Annotated in this window: 15 protein-coding genes and 6 pseudogenes; 10 read left to right on the plus strand and 11 right to left on the minus strand. The window is 67.6% G+C overall.

Going from position 1 to position 19,157, the window contains the following annotated elements; all coding sequences use genetic code 11:
* Positions 1–309: 309 nt before the first annotated feature.
* The 3 genes and pseudogenes from F1643_RS22900 to F1643_RS22910 all read right to left on the minus strand — a co-directional run.
* Positions 310–768, minus strand: a pseudogene (locus tag F1643_RS22900) (sensor histidine kinase); the annotation flags it as partial.
* Complete coding sequence (locus F1643_RS22905) at positions 702–1,448, minus strand: histidine kinase dimerization/phospho-acceptor domain-containing protein (RefSeq protein WP_255542658.1); 747 nt, start codon at positions 1,446–1,448, stop codon at positions 702–704. The gene F1643_RS22905 and the pseudogene F1643_RS22900, both read right to left, overlap by 67 nt.
* A complete protein-coding gene (locus F1643_RS22910; RefSeq protein ID WP_255542659.1) occupies positions 1,369–1,719 on the minus strand; it encodes a hypothetical protein in 351 nt (116 codons plus the stop codon). The genes F1643_RS22905 and F1643_RS22910 overlap by 80 nt, the downstream gene beginning before the upstream one ends.
* Before the next feature lie 138 nt (positions 1,720–1,857).
* Here F1643_RS22910 and F1643_RS21680 point away from each other — a divergent pair, with 138 nt between their 5' ends.
* The 3 genes from F1643_RS21680 to F1643_RS11305 are packed head-to-tail and all read left to right on the plus strand — an operon-like array spanning position 1,858 to position 3,034.
* Entirely contained in the window at positions 1,858–2,073 is a 216-nt protein-coding gene (locus F1643_RS21680) for a helix-turn-helix domain-containing protein (protein ID WP_206692449.1), read from the plus strand.
* Positions 2,070–2,483, plus strand: a complete 414-nt coding sequence (locus tag F1643_RS11300) for a cupin domain-containing protein (RefSeq protein ID WP_206692450.1) — start codon at positions 2,070–2,072, stop codon at positions 2,481–2,483. Before F1643_RS21680 ends, F1643_RS11300 begins: the two co-directional genes overlap by 4 nt.
* Positions 2,484–2,494: 11 nt before the next feature.
* Complete coding sequence (locus F1643_RS11305; RefSeq protein ID WP_255542660.1) at positions 2,495–3,034, plus strand: GNAT family N-acetyltransferase; 540 nt, start codon at positions 2,495–2,497, stop codon at positions 3,032–3,034.
* 173 nt (positions 3,035–3,207) lie between these two features.
* On the opposite strand, the pseudogene F1643_RS11310 reads toward F1643_RS11305, so the two are convergent.
* A pseudogene (locus F1643_RS11310) lies at positions 3,208–5,477 on the minus strand (NADP-dependent malic enzyme).
* A gap of 331 nt (positions 5,478–5,808) precedes the next feature.
* On the opposite strand from F1643_RS11310, the pseudogene rph reads away from it, so the two are divergent.
* From rph to F1643_RS11330, 4 genes and pseudogenes are all read left to right on the plus strand, one after another.
* Positions 5,809–6,529 (plus strand): annotated as a pseudogene (gene rph, locus F1643_RS11315) (ribonuclease PH).
* Between the two features lie 42 nt (positions 6,530–6,571).
* Complete coding sequence (rdgB, locus tag F1643_RS11320) at positions 6,572–7,171, plus strand: RdgB/HAM1 family non-canonical purine NTP pyrophosphatase (protein ID WP_194913276.1); 600 nt, start codon at positions 6,572–6,574, stop codon at positions 7,169–7,171.
* Positions 7,159–8,329: pseudogene (hemW, locus tag F1643_RS11325) on the plus strand (radical SAM family heme chaperone HemW). The gene rdgB and the pseudogene hemW overlap by 13 nt, the downstream one beginning before the upstream one ends.
* A 34-nt stretch (positions 8,330–8,363) precedes the next feature.
* The gene (locus F1643_RS11330; protein ID WP_194913279.1) at positions 8,364–8,858 is read left to right on the plus strand and encodes a dihydrofolate reductase; all 495 of its coding nucleotides are present in this window, start codon (positions 8,364–8,366) and stop codon (positions 8,856–8,858) included.
* A gap of 135 nt (positions 8,859–8,993) precedes the next feature.
* Here the strand turns inward: F1643_RS11330 and F1643_RS11335 are convergent, their stop codons facing one another.
* From F1643_RS11335 to F1643_RS11365, 7 genes and pseudogenes are all read right to left on the minus strand, one after another.
* Positions 8,994–9,905: a ParB/RepB/Spo0J family partition protein gene (locus tag F1643_RS11335; RefSeq protein ID WP_194913281.1), complete on the minus strand. Its 912-nt coding sequence runs from the start codon at positions 9,903–9,905 to the stop codon at positions 8,994–8,996.
* Positions 9,902–10,700: pseudogene (locus tag F1643_RS11340) on the minus strand (ParA family protein). Before F1643_RS11340 ends, F1643_RS11335 begins: the two are co-directional and overlap by 4 nt.
* Positions 10,701–10,765: 65 nt before the next feature.
* Positions 10,766–11,379, minus strand: a pseudogene (gene rsmG, locus F1643_RS11345) (16S rRNA (guanine(527)-N(7))-methyltransferase RsmG).
* Entirely contained in the window at positions 11,376–13,256 is a 1,881-nt protein-coding gene (gene mnmG, locus F1643_RS11350; protein WP_194913284.1) for a tRNA uridine-5-carboxymethylaminomethyl(34) synthesis enzyme MnmG, read from the minus strand. Before mnmG ends, rsmG begins: the two are co-directional and overlap by 4 nt.
* 118 nt (positions 13,257–13,374) lie before the next feature.
* On the minus strand, positions 13,375–14,703 hold the full coding sequence (gene mnmE, locus F1643_RS11355; protein WP_194913285.1) for a tRNA uridine-5-carboxymethylaminomethyl(34) synthesis GTPase MnmE: 1,329 nt from the start codon (positions 14,701–14,703) through the stop codon (positions 13,375–13,377).
* Between the two features lie 10 nt (positions 14,704–14,713).
* Complete coding sequence (locus F1643_RS11360) at positions 14,714–15,073, minus strand: (2Fe-2S) ferredoxin domain-containing protein (protein WP_194913286.1); 360 nt, start codon at positions 15,071–15,073, stop codon at positions 14,714–14,716.
* Complete coding sequence (locus F1643_RS11365; protein WP_014249167.1) at positions 15,070–15,321, minus strand: DUF6489 family protein; 252 nt, start codon at positions 15,319–15,321, stop codon at positions 15,070–15,072. The genes F1643_RS11360 and F1643_RS11365 overlap by 4 nt, the downstream gene beginning before the upstream one ends.
* 183 nt (positions 15,322–15,504) lie before the next feature.
* On the opposite strand from F1643_RS11365, the gene F1643_RS11370 reads away from it, so the two are divergent.
* From F1643_RS11370 to F1643_RS11380, 3 genes are read left to right on the plus strand one after another with little or no spacing between them, the layout of a single operon-like run.
* Positions 15,505–17,556 carry a thioredoxin domain-containing protein gene (locus tag F1643_RS11370; RefSeq protein WP_194913288.1) on the plus strand — a complete coding sequence of 684 codons (2,052 nt, stop codon included), beginning with the start codon at positions 15,505–15,507 and terminating at the stop codon, positions 17,554–17,556.
* Positions 17,557–17,574: 18 nt separating this feature from the next.
* Positions 17,575–18,072: a methylated-DNA--[protein]-cysteine S-methyltransferase gene (locus F1643_RS11375; RefSeq protein ID WP_194913291.1), complete on the plus strand. Its 498-nt coding sequence runs from the start codon at positions 17,575–17,577 to the stop codon at positions 18,070–18,072.
* 41 nt (positions 18,073–18,113) lie between these two features.
* A complete protein-coding gene (locus F1643_RS11380) occupies positions 18,114–19,088 on the plus strand; it encodes a quinone oxidoreductase (protein ID WP_194913293.1) in 975 nt (324 codons plus the stop codon).
* The last annotated feature ends 69 nt before the right edge of the window (positions 19,089–19,157 follow it).

Genomic DNA, 19,157 nt, shown 5'->3' on the forward strand with positions numbered 1-19,157 from the left:
GACCCGGAGGGCGACCGATTGATTGCGTTTTTATGACACTTTCATGACACGGTCACAGGGCACCCACCCCTCTCACCCACCTCCAAATCCCCTCTCCCCCAGGGGAGAGGGTTAGGGTTAGGGTGAGGGGGACGCGCGGCGGGAGTTTTGGGAACGATACTTAGTGTTTCCCCCTCACCCCGTCCCTCTCCCCGGGGGGGAGAGGGAGAAGCAACCTCTCCCACCACGGGCAGATAGACCGTGAAGGCGCTGCCCACCCCCACCTCGCTTTCGATGGTCAGGCGGCCGCGGTGACGGTTCAGGATGTGCTTTGACGATGGCGAGCCCCAGCCCGGTACCGCCCATGGCACGGGACCGCGCTGCATCGACACGGTAGAAGCGTTCCGTCAGGCGCGGCAGGTGGGTGCGGGCGATTCCGTCGCCACGGTCGCGCACCGACACCGACACCATGGCGGTGCCGCTGCGCACCACGCGCTTGTCCTTCGCCGTGGCACCGGTGGGTGTAGGAAGCCCCGCAAAGCCCACCGCCGCGCCGTCGGCCAGCGCCACGGTGACGGTCACGTCCGTGTCCTCGCGCGTGTATTTGATCGCGTTGCTGACCAGATTCTGGAAGACCTGGGTCAGCTGGTCCTCGTCGCCGATGACATAGGGCAGGGATTCCGGCGCTTCCAGCCGCAGGCGGATGCGGCGCTGGGCGGCCTTCAGCTCCAGCGCGGCGATGACGTTCTCCAGCTCCTCCACCACATCGACCCGGCCGTTGGGCGGCATATGCTCGTCCAGTTTCGATGGCGGGAGAGCGAGAGCAGGTCGTTGACCAGCCGGGTCATGCGGCTGGCCTGGTCGTGCATGATCGACAGGAAGCGGTCCTGCGCCTCCGGATCGTCGCGCGCCGGACCGCGCAACGTCTCGATGAAGCCCAGCAGCGAGGACAGCGGCGTGCGCAGCTCGTGGCTGGCGTTGGCGATGAAGTCGGCGCGCATCTGCTCCGACCGGCGGGCGGCGGTGACGTCGTGCAGGGTCAGGATCGCCATGCGGGCAACGGTGGGCGGACGCGGCGCCGGATCCCTCCTCGATCTCTCCGTCCAGCAGGGAGGGGTCGGGTTCCGGCACCAGCCGCTGGAAGGGCTTGACCTGCGCCTCGAAGCTGCGCTCCACCGGCACCGGCAGCGTGAATTCGATGATGCGCGACGCACCCCGCGCAGGACCGAATCCACCGCCTCCAGCACCGTCGGCGTGCGCAGGGAGGAGGCAAGGTCGCGGTCCACCACCTTGTCGCCGAACAGCTCCCGCGCGGTCCGGTTGGCCCGCACCACCTGCCGCTCCGCATCCATCAGCAGCAGCGGGGCGGGCAGGGCGTCGATCACCGCTTCATCCGCGTCCAGCTGCATCCGCACGCTTTCCGCCCGGCGCAGGCCGACCCGGTGCAGCCGGCCGATGGTCGCGGTCAACGCCTTCAGGGCGGGGGGCGTTCCGATAGGGGCCAGCGGCTCGTCGGCCTCCGCCAGCCCGGGCGGCATAGTCGGTCATCGCATCGGCATCGCGCCGGTAGGTGCGCAGGACCAGCACCGCGCCTGCCAGCGCCAGCGCAGCCGCGACCAGCGCCAGCCCGCCATGCAGCGCCCCGACATGAACCGCCCAGGCCAGCACGCCCAGCAGGGGCACCAGCATCAACAGGATCGCGGTCAGCAGCGGGGTGGGAGGCGACGCCTTCAGGCGCATGGGAACGGCACCGGATAAGGGGGTGGAAGGGCAGACAGCGTGACGATCAGCCCTTCTACACCATCGTCGCGCATGCCGCGCGGCGGTCATAAAAGATTCATGTGCAGTACTGTGCGGTCCTTCGTTGACTCCAATATCATGGAACTTCATTCTATCATCATGGAGAACGCCACAACAGACATCGACAGACGCCTTGCCGTTCGCCTGCGTGCCCTCAGGGCGGACCGCGGCCTGACCCTCGACGGCTTGGCTGAACGGTCGGGCGTCAGCCGTTCCATGATCTCGCTGGTCGAACGGGGCAGAGCAGCCCGACCGCGTCCGTCCTCGACCGGCTCGCCGCCGGGCTGGGCGTGACGCTGGCCGCCCTGTTCGCGGAGGCGGAGCGGCAGGATGCCTCTCCGGTCGCCCGCCGCGCCGATCAGGTCGCCTGGACGGACCCCGCCACCGGCTACCGCCGCCGCAACCTGTCGCCGCCGGGCTTCCCGTCGCCCATCGAGCTGGTGGAGGTGGAGCTGCCGCCGGGCGCCCGCGTCTCTTACGACAGCGGGAACCGCGCCGCGGCGGTGGAGCAGCAGGTCTACCTTCTGGACGGCACCATCGACCTGACGGTGGGGGAGGTGACGCACCGCCTGTCCACCGGCGACTGCCTCGCCATGCGGCTCGATCGGCCGACCGGCTTCCACAACCCGACGGACCGAACGGCCCGCTACATCGTGGCGCTGACCACCGATGGGCGCCCAGCCCTAAACGCCGTTAAACGCTGAAGGAGCTTGCCATGGACAGCGCTTGCCTGGACTCCGGACGAGTGAGTGACGGAAGCGGGGCCGCCGCCGTGACGGTGCGCGTGCTGTCGGGTCCGCAAGCCCACGCCGCCGTGCCGGGGTTGACGGACGTGCTGCTGGATTGCGTGGCGGGCGGTGCCTCGGTCAGCTTCATGGCGCCGCTCGACCGCACCACCGCCGAAGACTTCTGGCGGAACGTGGCGTTGGAGGCGGAGCAAGGCGACCGCATCCTGCTGGTGGCTGAGGACGGGGAGGGCGTGCTGGGCACCGTCCAGTTGGTGGTCGGCCAGCCGCCGAACCAGCCCCACCGCGCCGACCTCTCCAAGATGCTGGTCCACCGCCGCACCCGCCGCCGTGGCGTCGGCGCCGCCCTGATGCAGGCCGCCGAGGATGCCGCACGCGCCGCCGGCAAGACCCTGCTGGTGCTGGACACCGCCTCGCCCGATGCCGAACGCCTGTACATCCGCGCCGGCTGGGTGAAAGGTCGGCGTCATCCCGCACTACGCCCTGTGGCCGGAAGGCGGGTTCTGTGACACGACATACTTCTACAAGACGTTGGGGTGATGGATGACTCTCCTTCTCCCCCTGGGGAGAAGGTCGGGATGAGGGGTTCGGGCGTAGCCGAAGACACTCCGGCCTATGCGTCCCCCTCACCCAAACCCTCTCCCCAGGGGGGAGAGGGGATTTTTAGAAAGAGCGTCTCAACTCACCACGGCAGCGAGTCATGCGCCGCCAGGGCCGCGGCGGTGACGATGTCGTTGACCGAGGCGCCCATGCTGACGATCTGCGCCGGCTTGTCCAAACCGATCAGCAGCGGGCCGATCATCTGGCCGCCGGCCATCTTGTTCAGCAGCTTGGCCGAGATGTTGGCCGAATGCAGGCCGGGCATGATCAGCACATTGGCCGGACCGGACAGCCGCGAGAACGGGTAGACCCGCTTCATCAGCTGGTAATCCAGCGCCACGTCGGCCGACATCTCGCCGTCATACTCGAAATCGACCCGGCGGCTGTCGAGGATCGACAGGGCTTCCCGCAGCGGATCGGTGTTCGGGTGCGGCGTTTGGCCGAAGTTGGAGAAGGACAGCATCGCGATCCGCGGTTCGTGCCCCATCTGACGGGCCTTGGCCGCGGCACCGATCGCGATATCGGCCAGCGTCTTGCCGTCGGGACGGACATGGACGGTGGTGTCGGCGATGAAGACGGTGCGGTTGCGGGTGATGAACAGGTGCAGGCCGAACACCGGCTCGCTTGCCTTCGGGTCGATGACGCGACGGAGTTCCTCATAGGCGACGCCGAAGCTGCGGGTGAGGCCGGTCACCATGGCATGGGCATCGCCCTGCGCCACCATGCAGGCGGCGAAGACGTTGCGGTCCTGGTTAACCATCCGCTGGCAGTCGCGCAGCAGGGCGCCCTTGCGCTGCAGGCGGCGGTAGAGATGGTCGGCATAGCGGCGGTTGGCATCCGACAGGCGGGCGTTGTGGATTTCGAACTGGACGTTGGGCTGGCCCATCGCCACCAGCTGTTCCCTGATCACCTCCTCGCGGCCGATCAGCACCGGGATCCATAGCCATGGGCACGGAAGGCCATGGCGGCGCGGATCGTCCGCTCCTCCTCGCCTTCGGCGAAGACGACGCGGCGCGGGTTTGGTCCGCACCTTCTCCAGGATCAGCTCCAGGCTGTCCGCCGTCGGGTCCAGGCGGGTGCGCAGGCTGTGCTTGTAGCTGGTCAGGTCGAGGATCGGCTTGCGCGCCACGCCGCTTTCCATCGCCGCCTGGGCGACGGCGGCCGGAACGGTGACGATCAGGCGCGGATCGAAGGGCACCGGGATGATGTAGTCCGGACCATAGCGCAGCCGGCGCCCGGAATAGGCGGCATCGACCTCGTCCGGCACATCCTCGCGCGCCAGCGCCGCCAGCGCCCTGGCGGCGGCGACCTTCATCGCCTCGTTGATGGTGGTGGCGCGGACATCCAGCGCGCCGCGGAACAGGTAGGGGAAGCCCAGGACGTTGTTGACCTGGTTCGGGTAGTCGGAGCGGCCGGTCGCGACGATGGCATCGCTGCGCACCGCCCTTGACCTCCTCCGGAGTGATCTCCGGATCGGGGTTGGCGAGAGCGAAGATGATCGGCTTGGCCGCCATCGATTTCACCATCTCCGGCGTCATCGCACCCTTGGCCGACAGGCCTACGAAGACGTCCGAGCCCGCCACCGCCTCTTCCAGCGTGCGCTTGTCGGTGTCGACGGCGAAGGACGACTTCCATTGGTTCATGCCGCTGGTGCGGCCGCGATAGACCACGCCCTTGGTGTCGCACAGGATGATGTTTTCACGTGAAACACCCATCGTGCCAGAACAGCTCGGCGCAGGCGATGCCCGCCGCACCGGCGCCATTCACCCACCATCTTCACGTCTTCGATTCGGCGGCCGGTGATGTCGCAGGCGTTGATCAGGCCGGCGGCGGCGATGATCGCGGTGCCGTGCTGGTCGTCATGGAAGACCGGGATGTCCAGCAGCTCGCGCAGCCGCTCCTCGATGATGAAGCAGTCCCGGCGCCTTGATGTCTTCCAGGTTGATGCCGCCGAAGCTGGGGCCGAGGAAGCGCACGCAGTTGACGAACTCGTCCACGTCGCGGGTGTCGACCTCCAGGTCGATGCCGTCGACGTCGGCGAAGCGCTTGAACAGCACCGCCTTGCCTTCCATCACCGGCTTGCCGGCCAGCGCGCCCAGGTCGCCCAGCCCCAGCACCGCCGTGCCGTTGGAGATGATGGCGACGATGTTGCCCTTGGCCGTGTAGTCGTAGGCGAGCGACGGATCCCTCGGCGATGCGCAGGCAGGGGACCGCCACGCCGGGCGAATAGGCCAGCGCCAGATCGCGCTGGGTGGTGAGCGGCTTGGTCGGGGTGATTTCCAGCTTGCCGGGCCGGCCGCTGGAATGCAGCAGCAGGGCCTCTTCGTCGGTGACGCGCTTGGTGTCGGACATGGATGTCGTGTTCCTCAACGGAGTGTGCAGCCCGTCGGTCGTCGTTGATGCCTTTTTGTGCGGTGCGCTGCCGACGGTGGGGCAGCGATGGTATACGCCGAACGCGCAACTCGCCAAGCCTGGATCGGCACCATTTTGTACGAATCATGCATTTTTCTGCCGATTAACGACACATCCAGTTTGTTCGCCATCCCATCCAATTCGTCTCCGCCCTGTCCGCGGCCGCGCCCGCATGTCGGCACCGGAGGGCAGGCGGGACGCCATGCTGGACTGGGACGGGCGGAGTCGTTAGCTTGCCGCCCCATTGCAACCGACCTTCGGAATGATGCCCATGCGCCCCTCCGGCCGCGCCTTCGACCAACTGCGCACCGTCTCCCTCGAACCCGGCTTCAGCCGCTATGCCGAGGGCTCCTGCATGGTGCGCTTCGGCAACACGCATGTGCTGTGCACGGCCAGCGTCGACGAGACGGTGCCGCGCTTCCTGAAGAACACCGGCCTCGGCTGGGTCACCGCCGAATACGGCATGCTGCCGCGCTCCACCCACAGCCGCACCGACCGCGAGGCGGCGAAGGGCAAGCAGTCCGGCCGCACTCAGGAGATCCAGCGCCTGATCGGCCGCGCTCTGCGCGCCGTCACCGACCGTTCGGCGATGGGCGAGAAGCAGATCAAGATCGACTGCGACGTCATCCAGGCCGACGGCGGCACCCGCACCGCCGCCATCACCGGCAGCTATGTCGCCCTGCATCTGGCCTTCCAGCACCTGATGCAGATCGGCGCGCTGAAGACCATGCCGCTGACCGATCAGGTCGCCCGCCGTGTCCTGCGGCCTCTTCCAGGGCAACGCCGTGCTCGACCTCGACTATGACGAGGATTCCAAGGCCCAGGCCGATGCCAACTTCGTCCTGACCGGCAAGGCCGGCATCGTCGAAATCCAGGGCACTGCCGAGGAAACCCCCTTCTCCGAGCCGCAGTTCATGGAGCTGCTGGCGCTCGCCCGCAAGGGCGTGACCGAGCTGGTGACGTTGCAGAAGCAGGTCCTCGGCATCAAGTAAGGCCGTATCAGCCAGAGGTTCATGACCCAGGGGTTCACTACCATGTCCGCTCCCCGCCGCTTCACCGGCGACACCCTCGTCATCGCCAGCCACAACAAGGGCAAGGTGCGCGAGATCGCCGACCTGCTCGGCCCCTATGTCGCCACCTTCACCTCGGCCGGGGAGCTGGGCCTGCCCGAACCGGAAGAGACCGGTACCACCTTCATCGCCAATGCGGAGCTGAAGGCCAAGGCCGCCGCCGCCGCCGGCCATGTCGCGCTCGCCGACGACAGCGGGCTGGTGGTGCCGGCGCTGAACGGCGATCCCGGCATCTACTCCGCCCGCTGGGCCGGCCCGGCCAAGGACTTCGCCATGGCGATGCGGAAGGTGGAGGACGGTCTTGCTGGACAGAGCGACCGCAGCGCCTATTTCGTCTGCGCCCTGTCGCTGGCTTGGCCGGACGGCCATGTCGAGACGGTGGAGGGCCGCTGCTACGGCACGCTGGTCTGGCCGCCGCGCGGGCCGCATGGCTTCGGCTATGACCCGATGTTCCTGCCGGACGGTCACGGCCTGACCTTCGGCGAGATGGATCCGGCCAAGAAGCACGAGATGAGCCACCGCGCCGATGCCTTCCGCCAGCTGGTGGAGCGGTGTTTCCGGTGAGTGCATCCGATCCCGGGTTTGCCGTCTACGTCCATTGGCCCTTCTGCAAGTCGAAGTGCCCGTACTGCGATTTCAACAGCCATGTCCGCGAGCGTGTCGACCATGACCGCTGGCGGGCCGGGCTGCTGCGCGAGTTGGACCATTACGCCGACCTGACCGCCGGGCGCACCGTCACCTCGATCTTCTTCGGCGGCGGCACCCCGTCGCTGATGGAGCCGGCAACGGTGGGCGCCATCATCGACCGCGTCGCCCAACGCTGGCCGGCCGCCGAGCGGCTGGAGGTGACGCTGGGAGGCCAACCCGACCTCCGTCGAAGCCGACAAGTTCCGCGCCTTCCGCACCGCCGGGATCAACCGCGTTTCACTCGGCATCCAGGCACTGGACGATGCCAGCCTGAAGTTCCTCGGCCGTCAGCACAACGCAGCGGAGGCCACCGGCGCCATCGAACTGGCGGCGCGGACCTTCGACCGCTTTTCCTTCGACCTCATCTATGCCCGCCCCGGCCAGACGGTGGCGGCCTGGCAGGCGGAGCTGGCGCGGGCGCTGGATTACGCCGTCGGCCATCTCTCGGTCTATCAGTTGACGATCGAGGAGGGGACGGCCTTCTACCCGATGCATGCCCGCGGCGATCTGGTGCTGCCCGACGAGGATCTCGCCGGCGACCTCTACGAGGCGACGCAGAGCCAGCTGACCGCGGCGGGGCTGCCGGCCTACGAGATCTCCAACCACGCCCGTCCGGGCGAGGAAAGCCGCCACAACCTGACCTATTGGCGCTATGGCGACTATGTCGGCATCGGCCCCGGTGCCCATGGACGGCTGACGCTGGACGGCGAGAAGTATGCGACCCGGGCGCACCGTGCCCCGGAAATCTGGCTGGAGCGGGTGGAACGCGACGGCCATGGCGCCTCCACTCCCAACCCGATCGACCGCGATGCCCGTGGCACCGAGCTGCTGATGATGGGGCTGCGCCTGAATGAAGGGGTGCGGCTTGCCCGTCTGGAGGAGGAATCCGGCCGAACGCTGGACGATTTCGTGGAACCGGCAGCGTTGTCCCGCCTGATCGAAGGCGGCTTCCTCATCCGCGATAGGGATCGCCTGTCTGCGACATCGGAGGGGCTACAGCGACTGAACGCGGTGCTCGGCGCAATTTTGGCGTAAGATCTGCCCGTTCCGAACCACGAAAGGGCAGGGGATGCGCATCAGTCTGATTGTGGCCGCTGCGATGAACGACGTGATCGGTCGCGACGGCCGATTGCCCTGGACTCTTCCCGGCGATCTGCGCCGGTTCAAGCAGCTGACCATGGGCAAGCCGGTGCTGATGGGCCGCAAAACCTGGGAGTCGCTGCCGCTGCGCCCGCTTCCCGGCCGCGACAACCTCGTCATCAGCCATCAGGCCGTGGTCGGGGAGCATGACGGCGCCCGCTGGTTCTCCGGCTTGGGAGCCGCGATTGCCTGGGCTCAGGAATCCGGCGCGGCGGAACTCTGTGTCATCGGCGGCGCCGCGCTGTTCCGCGAGACTCTGCCCATCGCCGATTGCCTGCACCTGACCCGCGTGGAGAGCGCGATGGAGGGCGACACGCTGATGCCGCCCATCGGTGCCGAATGGGTTGAAGTCTGGTCGAGTGCGCCCATGGAAGAGAACGGGCTGTTCTACCGCTACATCGACCTGGAGAAGGCGCAGGGATAGGGAAAGTGCCTTTCCCCTCCCTGACCCTCCCCCGCGTTCCGCGGGAGAGGGAACTCCGCTGTTCTGGCCCTCAACTCCCTCTCCCGCGGAGCGGGGGAGGGTTGGGGAGGGGGAAAAACCTTTACGAACCTCCCCTTACTCCTCTCCGCCCAGACGGTGCAGCACGTCGTCCAACTGGTCGAGCGTCTGGTAGTGGATGGTGATCGTCCCGCGCTGTCCCTGGGGATTGATTGCGACCTTCAGCCCGATGCGGGCGGAGATCTCCTCCTCCAGATTGATCAGGTCGACGTCCTTCATCGCCGGGGCGGTGCCGGATCCGTCATTCGCGGCCTTGCCCTTCTTCACCTTGGGCTGGTCGCCACGCATCAGGTCTTCGGTCTGACGGACGTTCAGGCCACGGCTAACCACCTCGCGGGCGGCTGCGGCCGGATCCGGGGCGGTCAGCAGGGCGCGGGCATGGCCGGCGGTCAGCGCGCCGTCCTGTACCATTGACTTGACCGGCTCCGGCAAAGCCAGCAGGCGCATCATGTTGGCGACATGGCTGCGGCTCTTGCCGACGGCGCGGGCCAGATCCTCCTGCGTGTGCTCGAACTCCTCCATCAGGCGGCGGTAACCCTCCGCCTCTTCCAGAGGGGTCAGATCCTGACGCTGGATGTTCTCGATCAGCGCGATTTCCAGCGCCTCGCGGTCGCTGAGATCGCGGATGATGACCGGCACCTCGTGCAGGCCGGCGATCTGCGCCGCGCGCCAGCGGCGCTCGCCGGCGATCAGCTCGTAGGAATTGGCGTCCTCGACGTCGCGGCGGACCAGCAGCGGCTGAAGGATGCCCTTGTCGCGGATGGACTCGACCAGGCCGCTGATCGCCTCTTCGTCGAACTTCCGCCGCGGCTGGTATTTGCCGGGGTGGACGAACTCGATCGGCACCTGCTTGGACTGCCGCACCTTGTCGAGTGCCGAATAATCCTCGGTCGCCTCGCCGAACAGGGCGGAAAGGCCGCGGCCCAGGCTGGCGCGGCGGGCGCCACCTTGCTTGGTGTCGTCGATCATGCGGTCAGTCTCTTCTCACGGCGCAGCACCTCGCCCGCCAGATGGATGTAGGCCTGGGATCCGGGGCAGCGCATGTCGTAGATCAGCACCGGCTTGCCGTGCGACGGCGCCTCGGAGACCTTGACGTTGCGCGGGATCACGGTGTCGTACACCTTCTCCCCGAAGAAGCCGCGAACGTCCGCCGCCACCATGTCCGACAGGTTGTTGCGCTTGTCGAACATGGTCAGCACGACGCCGTGGATGTCGAGGTTCGGGTTGAAGGCGCGCTTCACCCGCTCGATGGTGCGGACCAGATGGCTGAGACCCTCCAGCGCGTAGAATTCGCACTGCAGGGGGACCATCACGGCATGCGAGGCGACCAGCGCGTTCAGCGTCAGCAGACCCAGCGCCGGCGGGCAGTCGATCAGGACATAGTCGTATTCGAGCGCGCTGTTGGCGACCGCTTCACGCAGGCGGAACTCGCGCCGCTCGGCACCGACCAGCTCGATTTCCGCACCCGACAGATCGACCGACGAGGTGATGATCGACAGGTTCGGGCACGGAGGACGGGGTGGCGGCATCCTCCAGCGACACGTCGTCGAACAGCACGTCATAGATGCCGATGCGGCGGTCGGAGCGCGGAATGCCGAGGCCGGTGGATGCGTTGCCCTGCGGGTCGAGATCGATCACCAGCACCCGCTTGCCGATGACGGCGAGCGCAGTGGCGAGGTTGATCGTCGTCGTGGTCTTGCCCACGCCGCCCTTCTGGTTGGCAATCGCAACCACGCGGGCAAGGGGACGGGTGACGGCAGACATGGCAGCCTCTCGGGAGTCCGGTTGGCGGGAGGAGGGCGGGGGAACAACAGTGTCAGGCACGGTCTTCACACACGCTCAAGGTGACTCACACGCAGGATGGTTCCGCTGGGATCGGTGCGGCTGTCAAATCGACCGGATTCCAGTGTCCAATATTGCGTGGTGGCGGTCAATTCGTCGTCCAGCGCCGCACCTTCAGGAACAGGCACTTGCCGCGCGATCCGATGAAAGGATGGGCCCAGGCGAAGAGGTCGGCCAGCGGCGCCAACGCACGGGCGGTGACGACATCGGCCTCGATCCCGGTGACCGTCTCGATCCGCTTGGTGTGAACGGTGACCGGTGCTTCGCAGACGCGGGCGACCTCGCGGAGGAAGGCGCATTTGCGCACATCACTCTCGATCAGGTGCACCTGCGGCACACCGAGAATGGCGAGCACCAGCCCGGGGAAACCGGCACCGCTGCCGAGATCGACCAGCACCCGCGTGCCCTCCGGCAGCAGCGGATAGAGCTGCGCGGAATCGAGAAAGTGACGCTTCCAGGCATCGGGCAGGGTGGAGGGGCCGACCAGATTGATCTTCGGCTGCCACTTGCGCAGCAGCACCTCGTAGGCGATCAGGCGGTCGAGTGTTTCACGTGAAACACCGGTGGCTTCCTGAAATGCGACGGCATCGAACCCACTCATTCCGCAGCCACCCCGGAGGAAATCGCTTCGCGACGTTTCACATGACGGAGCAGGGCGACCAGAGCGGCCGGGGTCATGCCGGGTATGCGGGCCGCCGCACCCAGCGTAGCCGGACGCGACAGACGCAGCTTCTGCCGGATTTCGGCGGACAGACTGCCGATCCCGTCGACATCCAGATCGTCTGGCAGGGCGAGGGACTCGTCCTTGCGGAAGGCGCGGATGTCGGCCTCCTGCCGGCCGAGATAGCCGGCGTATTTGCCGTCGATCTCCAACTGCTCGGCGATCTCCGGTGCGATCTCGCCCAACTCAGGCCATAGGCGGGCGAGGGCGGCGAGGTCGATGTCCGGATAGCGCAGCAGGTCGGCGGCACTGCGGCGCACGCCATCCTGGTTCACCGCGACCCCTTGGCGAGCGAGTTCGGCCGGTGTCGCCTGCAGCGAGGCGACCAGCGCGCGACCAGCCGACAGTGCGGCACTCTTGGCGGCAAAGACGTCACGGCGCTCGGAGCCGACGCAGCCGATGGCAACGCCCTTGCCGGTCAGACGCTGGTCGGCATTGTCGGCGCGCAGCAGTAGCCGATATTCGGCGCGCGAGGTGAACATACGGTAGGGCTCGTTGGTGCCCCGGCCGATCAGGTCGTCGATCAGCACGCCGATATAGGCGTCGGCGCGGTCGAGCACGAAGCCATCGCGGTTGCCGCTTGCCGCCAGAGCAGCGTTGATCCCGGCCATCAGCCCCTGGGCCGCCGCCTCTTCATAGCCGGTGGTACCGTTGATCTGGCCGGCCAGGAACAGCCGCGCCGCCCGGCGGGTCTCCAGCGTCGGCTTCAGCTCGCGCGGATCGACGTAGTCGTATTCGATGGCATAGCCGGGGCGGATCATCACCACCTTCTCCAGCCCCGGCATGCTGGCGAGGATGCCGAGCTGCACGTCGCGGGGCAGGGAGGTGGAGATGCCGTTCGGATAGACGGTCGGATCGTCCAGCCCTTCCGGCTCAAGGAAGATCTGGTGCTTCTCCTTCTCGGCGAAGCGGACGACCTTGTCCTCGATGGACGGGCAATAGCGCGGACCGGTGCCGGTGATCTGGCCGGAATACATCGGCGCGCGATGCAGGTTGGCGCGGATCAGCGCATGGGCCTCCGGCGTCGTCCAGGTGATCGCGCAGTCGATCTGCGGCGTGTCGATCCGTTCCGTCATATAGGAGAAGGGCGGGGGCGGGGTGTCGCCCGGTTGTTTCTCCAGCGCGTCCCAGTCGATGGTGCGGCCGTCGAGGCGCGGCGGCGTGCCGGTCTTCAGGCGGCCGAGCGGGAAGCCGAGACGGGCCAGCGTGTCGGACAAACCGATGGACGGCGCCTCTCCGACGCGGCCGGCGGGAGTGCGTTCCTCGCCGATGTGGATCAGGCCGCGCAGGAAGGTTCCGGTGGTCAGCACCACCGCACCGGCGCGGATGGTCTCGCCGGCCCCGGTCACGACACCGGTGATCCGCTGCTCTGTATCGACGATCAGGTCTTCGGCACCGCCGGCTTCGATGAACAGGTTCTCCTGCTCGGCAAGCAGCGACTGCATCGCCTGGCGATAGAGCTTGCGGTCGGCCTGGGCGCGCGGGCCGCGAACGGCGGGACCCTTGCTGCGGTTCAGGATGCGGAACTGGATGCCACCCCGGTCGATGGCCTTCGCCATCACCCCGTCCAGCGCATCGATCTCCCGCACCAGATGGCCCTTGGCCAAGCCGCCGATGGCGGGGTTGCAGGACATCTCGCCGATGGTTTCGACCTTGTGGGTCAGCAGAAGCGTACGCGCACCCATGCGCGCTGCCGCCGCAGCCGCCTCACAGCCGGCGTGACCGCCGCCGACAACGATGACATCATAGCTTCGCATGTGCGGGACCATAACGGAATGGACGCGGGGATCCAAGAGGCGGGGCAGGAATATCGTGGGGTCGGGGGTGGTTGTCTGTCTTTCTCACCCCACCCGCTGTTTCACGTGAAACACGCCTTCACTTCCCGATGCAAAAGTCCCGGAAGATCACGTCCAGCAGGTCCTCCACATCCACCCGTCCGGTGATGCGTCCCAGCGCCCGGCTGGCGAGACGCACATCCTCCGCCGCCAGTTCGGGAAGCGGTGCATCCAGCGCACGCACTAGCGACTCACGGCACTCGGTCAGCGCCGCACGGTGACGGGCGCGGGTCAGGGAGGGCGCGCTGCCGATCGCAAGACGGTCGGCGCTGAACTCCGTCAGCTTCTCCTCCAGAGCCTTCAGCCCGGCGCCGGTCTGAGCAGAAACCAGAATCGGGGACAGGTCCGGTCGCCGGTCCGTAGCGATCGCGAGGTCGGACTTGTTGAACACCACCACCGTATCGCGGTCGATCAGGTCCAGCGTCGCCGGATCGAGATCGGGCAGGGTGGTGGCGTCGAACACCGCCACCTTCACGTCGGCGCGCGCCGCCCGGTCTCTGGCGCGGCGGATGCCTTCCTCCTCCACCTCGTCGGCGGCGGCCTCCCGCAAACCGGCGGTGTCGGCCAGCACGACCGGATAGCCGCCGAGGTCGAGATGCACCTCGATGATGTCGCGGGTGGTTCCGGCGCGGGCGGACACGATGGCGGCGTCGCGACGGGCGAGGGCATTCAGCAGGCTGGACTTGCCGGCGTTGGGCGCGCCGACGATGGCGATGTGCAGCCCTTCACGCAGACGCTCGCCGCGACCGCCGTCGTCGAGATGGGCGGCGATCTCGTCGGCCAGCCCGGCGATCACCGGACGGACGGCGTCGGCGACACCGCCCGGCAGATCATCCTCGGCGAAGTCGATGTCCGCCTCGATATGGGCCAACGCCCGGGTCAGCCGCTCGCGCCAGCCGTCATAGAGCCGGCCAAGCGCCCCCTCCATCTGCCGCAATGCCTGACGGCGCTGGGCGTTGGTCTCGGCATCGATCAGGTCGGCGACCGCCTCGGCCTCCGTCAGGTCGAGCTTGCCGTTTTCGAAGGCGCGGCGGGTGAACTCGCCGGGTTCTGCCAGCCGCAAGCCGGGCAGGCTGGCGAGCGCCTCGATCACCCCGGCGACGACGGCGCGGCCGCCATGCAGGTGCAACTCCACCACATCCTCGCCGGTGAAGCTGGCGGGACCGGTGAAGCGCAGAACAAGAGCGTCGTCGAGCATGTCGCCGGTCCGCGGATCGCGCAGCTTGGTCAGCACGGCACGGCGTGGCGCAGGCAGGGGACGGCCGGTCAATGCAGCGAGGGCGGATCCGGCCTCAGGTCCCGAAATGCGAACCACCGCCACACCGGATCGGCCGGGGGCGGTGGCGAGCGCGTAGATGGTGGTGAACATCGCTGTCAGATCAGCCGCGCTGCTCGGGTCGCAGCTCCCGCTGCTCCGTCGTCAGCATCAGCCGCTCGACGCGGCGGCCTTCGCCCAGATGGGTCTGCAGGATTTCGTCGACATCGCCGGTGCTGTGATAGGTGTACCAAACGCCTTCGGGATAAATCACCAGCGTCGGGCCCAGCTCACACCGGTCGAGGCAGCCGGCCGAGTTGATCCGCACCTTGCCGTCGAAGCCGAGTTCGCGGGCGCGGGCTTTCATATAGTCGCGCAGCTTCTCCGAGCCGTGGGCGGCGCAGGACCCGCGCTTGTGCCCATCGGGGCGGCGGTTGGTGCAGCAAAAGACGTGGGCTTCGAAATACGGCTTCGGATCGGTCACTTTCTTCCTTCCTGCCCCAGGGCGGACGCCATCTGGGACCAAAACATCTTCTGCATCTGCTCCATGCCCTGGATGCCGGCGGGAAGCCAGGTCTTCAGCATGGTCTCCGGGTCCATGGCCTGGAGGTTCGCACGCATCCGCTCCTGGATCTCGTGCATCATGGCATCCTGCATCGGCTTCACGTCGGGCAGGCCGAGGAAATGCCGGGCCTCGTCCGGGGTGCAGTCGATGTCGACGGTGATTTTCATGGGACCCCCTCCAGACCGGGAGCCGGGCACCGGATCCGGCACCGGTCCAGGCATTGGCCGTGTTGATTTTGGGGTTGAGCGCCGCGGCGGCTCATGCCCCACTATACAGATAGGATGCACTGGCGCAACGCCACCCCGGCGCCACCTATTGATTCACGACACACCAACAGATCGGACACCGCCATGCCCGCCACTCCGTTGGGCGCGAACCTGCTGGGCCGGGAGACGAGCCCCTATCTGCTGCAGCACAAGGACAACCCGGTGCATTGGATGCCCTGGGGACAGGATGCCTTCGCCCGTGCCAAGGCGGAGAACAAGCCGGTGCTGCTGTCTGTCGGCTATGCCGCCTGCCACTGGTGCCACGTGATGGCGCATGAGAGCTTCGAGAATCCCGAGATCGCCGGGTTGATGAACGAGTTGTTCGTCAACATCAAGGTGGACCGGGAGGAGCGGCCGGACCTCGACACCATTTATCAGTCGGCGCTTGCGCTGCTGGGACAGCAGGGCGGCTGGCCGCTGACCATGTTCCTGACCCCGGATGCCGAACCCTTCTGGGGCGGCACCTATTTCCCGCCGGCTCCGCGCTATGGCCGCGCCGGATTTCCCGACGTGTTGCGCGGCATCGCCGGCACCTATGCCAATGAGCAGGACAAGGTCGGCAAGAATGTCGACGCGCTGAAATCGGCGCTCGCCGGTATGGGAGAGAACCGGTCGGCCGGCGCCGTCGATGCCGGGGTGCTGGACCAGGTGGCGCAAAGGCTGCTGCGGGAGGTCGATCCGATCCATGGCGGCATCGGCACGGCGCCGAAGTTCCCGCAGGTGCCGTTGTTCGAACTGCTATGGCGGGCCTGGCAGCGCACCGGTCGCGAACCGTTCCGCGAGGCGGTGACCCACACGCTCGCCAACATGGCGCAGGGCGGCATCTACGATCATCTCGGCGGCGGCTTCGCCCGCTATTCGGTCGATGAACGCTGGCTGGTCCCGCATTTCGAGAAGATGCTCTACGACAACGCGGAACTGCTCGACCTGATGACGCTGGTCTGGCAGGAGACGCGCGACCCGCGGCTGGAGACCCGCATCCGCGAGACGGTCGGCTGGCTGCTGCGCGAGATGATCGCCGACGGCGGCGGCTTCGCCGCGACGCTGGACGCCGACAGCGAAGGCGAAGAGGGACTCTTCTATATATGGAACGAGGAGGAGGTCGACCGGCTGCTGATCCCCGCCCTGGGCGCAGACGGGCTGGCGACGTTCAAGCGCGTTTACGAGGTGCTGCCCCAGGGCAATTGGGAAGGCGTCACCATCCTGAACCGGCTGGGCGGCCTGTCGCTGGCCGACGACGCCACCGAGGCGACGCTCGCCAAGGGCCGGGAGATTCTGCTGCGGGCACGGGCCAAGCGGGTGCGGCCGGGCTGGGACGACAAGGTGCTGGCCGACTGGAACGGCCTGATGATCGCGGCGCTGACCCACGCCGCCCTGGCGCTGGACGAGCCGGAGTGGCTGGACGCCGCCGGCCGTGCCTTCGCCTTCGTCCGCGACCGGATGGATACGAACGGGCGGCTCTGCCACAGCTGGCGGCACGGGCAGGGCAAGCACACGGGCATGCTGGACGACTATGCCCATATGGCGCGCGCCGCCCTGGCGCTGCATGAGGCGACCGGGGATCCGGCGGCGCTCGATCAGGCCAAGCTTTGGGTGGCGACGCTCGACGCCCATTTCTGGGACGGCGCCAACGGTGGCTATTTCTTCACCGCCGACGATGCGGAGGGGCTGATCGTCCGCACCAAGACCGCCTACGACAACGCCACCCCCAGCGGCAACGGCACCATGCTGGCCGTGTTGACCACCCTGTTCCAGCGCACCGGCGAGGATGCCTATCGCGAGCGGGCGGACGCGCTCGCCGCCGCCTTCTCCGGCGAGTTGACCCGCAACTTCTTCCCCCTGACCACCTTCCTGAACTCCGTGGAGTTGATGACGGCGCCGCTGCAGATCGTCGTCGTCGGCCCACCCAAGGCGGCGGAAACGGAGGCGCTGCGCCGCACCGTGCTCGACACTTCGCTGCCCAACCGTATCCTGACGGTGCTTCCACCGGGGGCGGATCTGCCCGCCAATCATCCGGCACAGGGGAAGGGGATGCGCGACGGGTCGGCCACCGCCTATGTCTGCCGCGGCATGACCTGTTCGGCTCCGGTGACGGCGCCGGCGGATCTGGCCGCTCTTCTGTCGACGAAGACCTGAACTTTGCGGGAGGACTTCATGGCGCATCTTTCCATCGACAGCCCGCTCGGCCCCCTGATGCTGACCGGGGACGGATCCGCGCTGACGTCCGTCGGCTGGGGCCGCTTCGACCATGACGAACCCGATGCGGTGCTGATCGAGACGGCGCGCCAGTTGGAGGCCTATTTCACCGGCCGGCTCCAGCGCTTCGACCTGCCGCTGAAGCCGGCCGGCACCCCGTTCCGGCAAAGCGTTTGGGACGCGATGCTGGCGATCCCCTATGGCGGCACCGCAACCTATGGCGGGATGGCGAAGATGCTCGGCAGCGCCCCGCGCGCGGTCGGCGGCGCCTGCGGCGCCAACCCGATCCCGATCGTCATCCCCTGTCACCGGGTGCTGGCCAGCGGCGGAGCGCCCGGCGGCTATTCCGGCCATGGCGGGCTCGACACCAAGGCGTGGCTGCTGGCGCTGGAGCGCCGGCATGCCGGGGTGGGGCAGGGCAATGGCGCCGCGGCGGAGCAATTCGCGCTGCTTTGAGACGCACAGGAACTCCAAACAAGAAGGGAAACCACACCACCATGGTTCACGCGATCCGCATCCATGAGCACGGCGGGCCGGAGGTTCTGCGCTGGGACGAGATCGAGGTGGGAGAGCCCGGTCCCGGTCAGGTGCGCATCCGCCAGACCGCGGTCGGGCTGAACTACATCGACACCTATCACCGTTCCGGCGCCTACAAGCTGCCGAATCTGCCGGCGGTGATCGGCATGGCCGGCACCGGCGTGGTCGAAGCGCTGGGTCCGAACGTCACCACGCTGAAGGTCGGCGACCGCGTCGGCTACGCCATGTCCATCGGCGCCTACGCCGAGAGCCGCCTGATCGCCGCCGACCGGCTGGTGCCGCTGCCGAGCTGGCTCGACGAACAGGCGACGGCGGCCACGTTGCTGCAGGGACTGACCGCGCAGTATCTGCTGCGCAGCACCTATGTGGTGCAGCCCGGCGACACCATCCTGGTGCAGGCCGCGGCCGGCGGGGTGGGACTGCTGCTGTGTTCCTGGGCGCGGCATCTCGGCGCCACGGTGATCGGCACAGTCGGGTCGGCGGAGAAGGCGGAACTGGCGAAGGCCCATGGCTGCCACCACACCATCGACTATACCCGCGAGAACTTCGTCACCCGGGTGAAGGACCTGACGGACGGGCAGGGCGTGCCGGTGGTCTATGACGGTGTCGGCAAGACGACCTTCCTGGACGGGCTGGACTGTCTGCGGCCACGCGGGCTGATGGTGCTGTTCGGTGCCGCGTCGGGCGCTCCCGCGCCGCTGGATCTGGGGCTGCTGGCGACCAAGGGGTCGCTGTATGTGACGCGGCCGACGCTGGCGACTTACACCGCCAAGCGGGAGGATTTGATGGCGTCCGCCGCGGATCTGTTCGACGCGGTGAAGAATGGCGGGGTGACGTTCACGGTCAATCAGCGCTTTGCGCTGAAGGACACCGCGGAGGCGCACCGGGCACTGGAGGCACGGGCGACGACCGGGTCGACGGTGCTGGTGCCGTAAGGGTGTGAAGGATGTTGGCTTACGATGCCCCCACCCCAACCCTCCCCCGCTGGGCGGGGGAGGGAGCAA

Source organism: Azospirillum sp. INR13 (genome assembly GCF_015390205.1).
Lineage (GTDB): Bacteria > Pseudomonadota > Alphaproteobacteria > Azospirillales > Azospirillaceae > Azospirillum.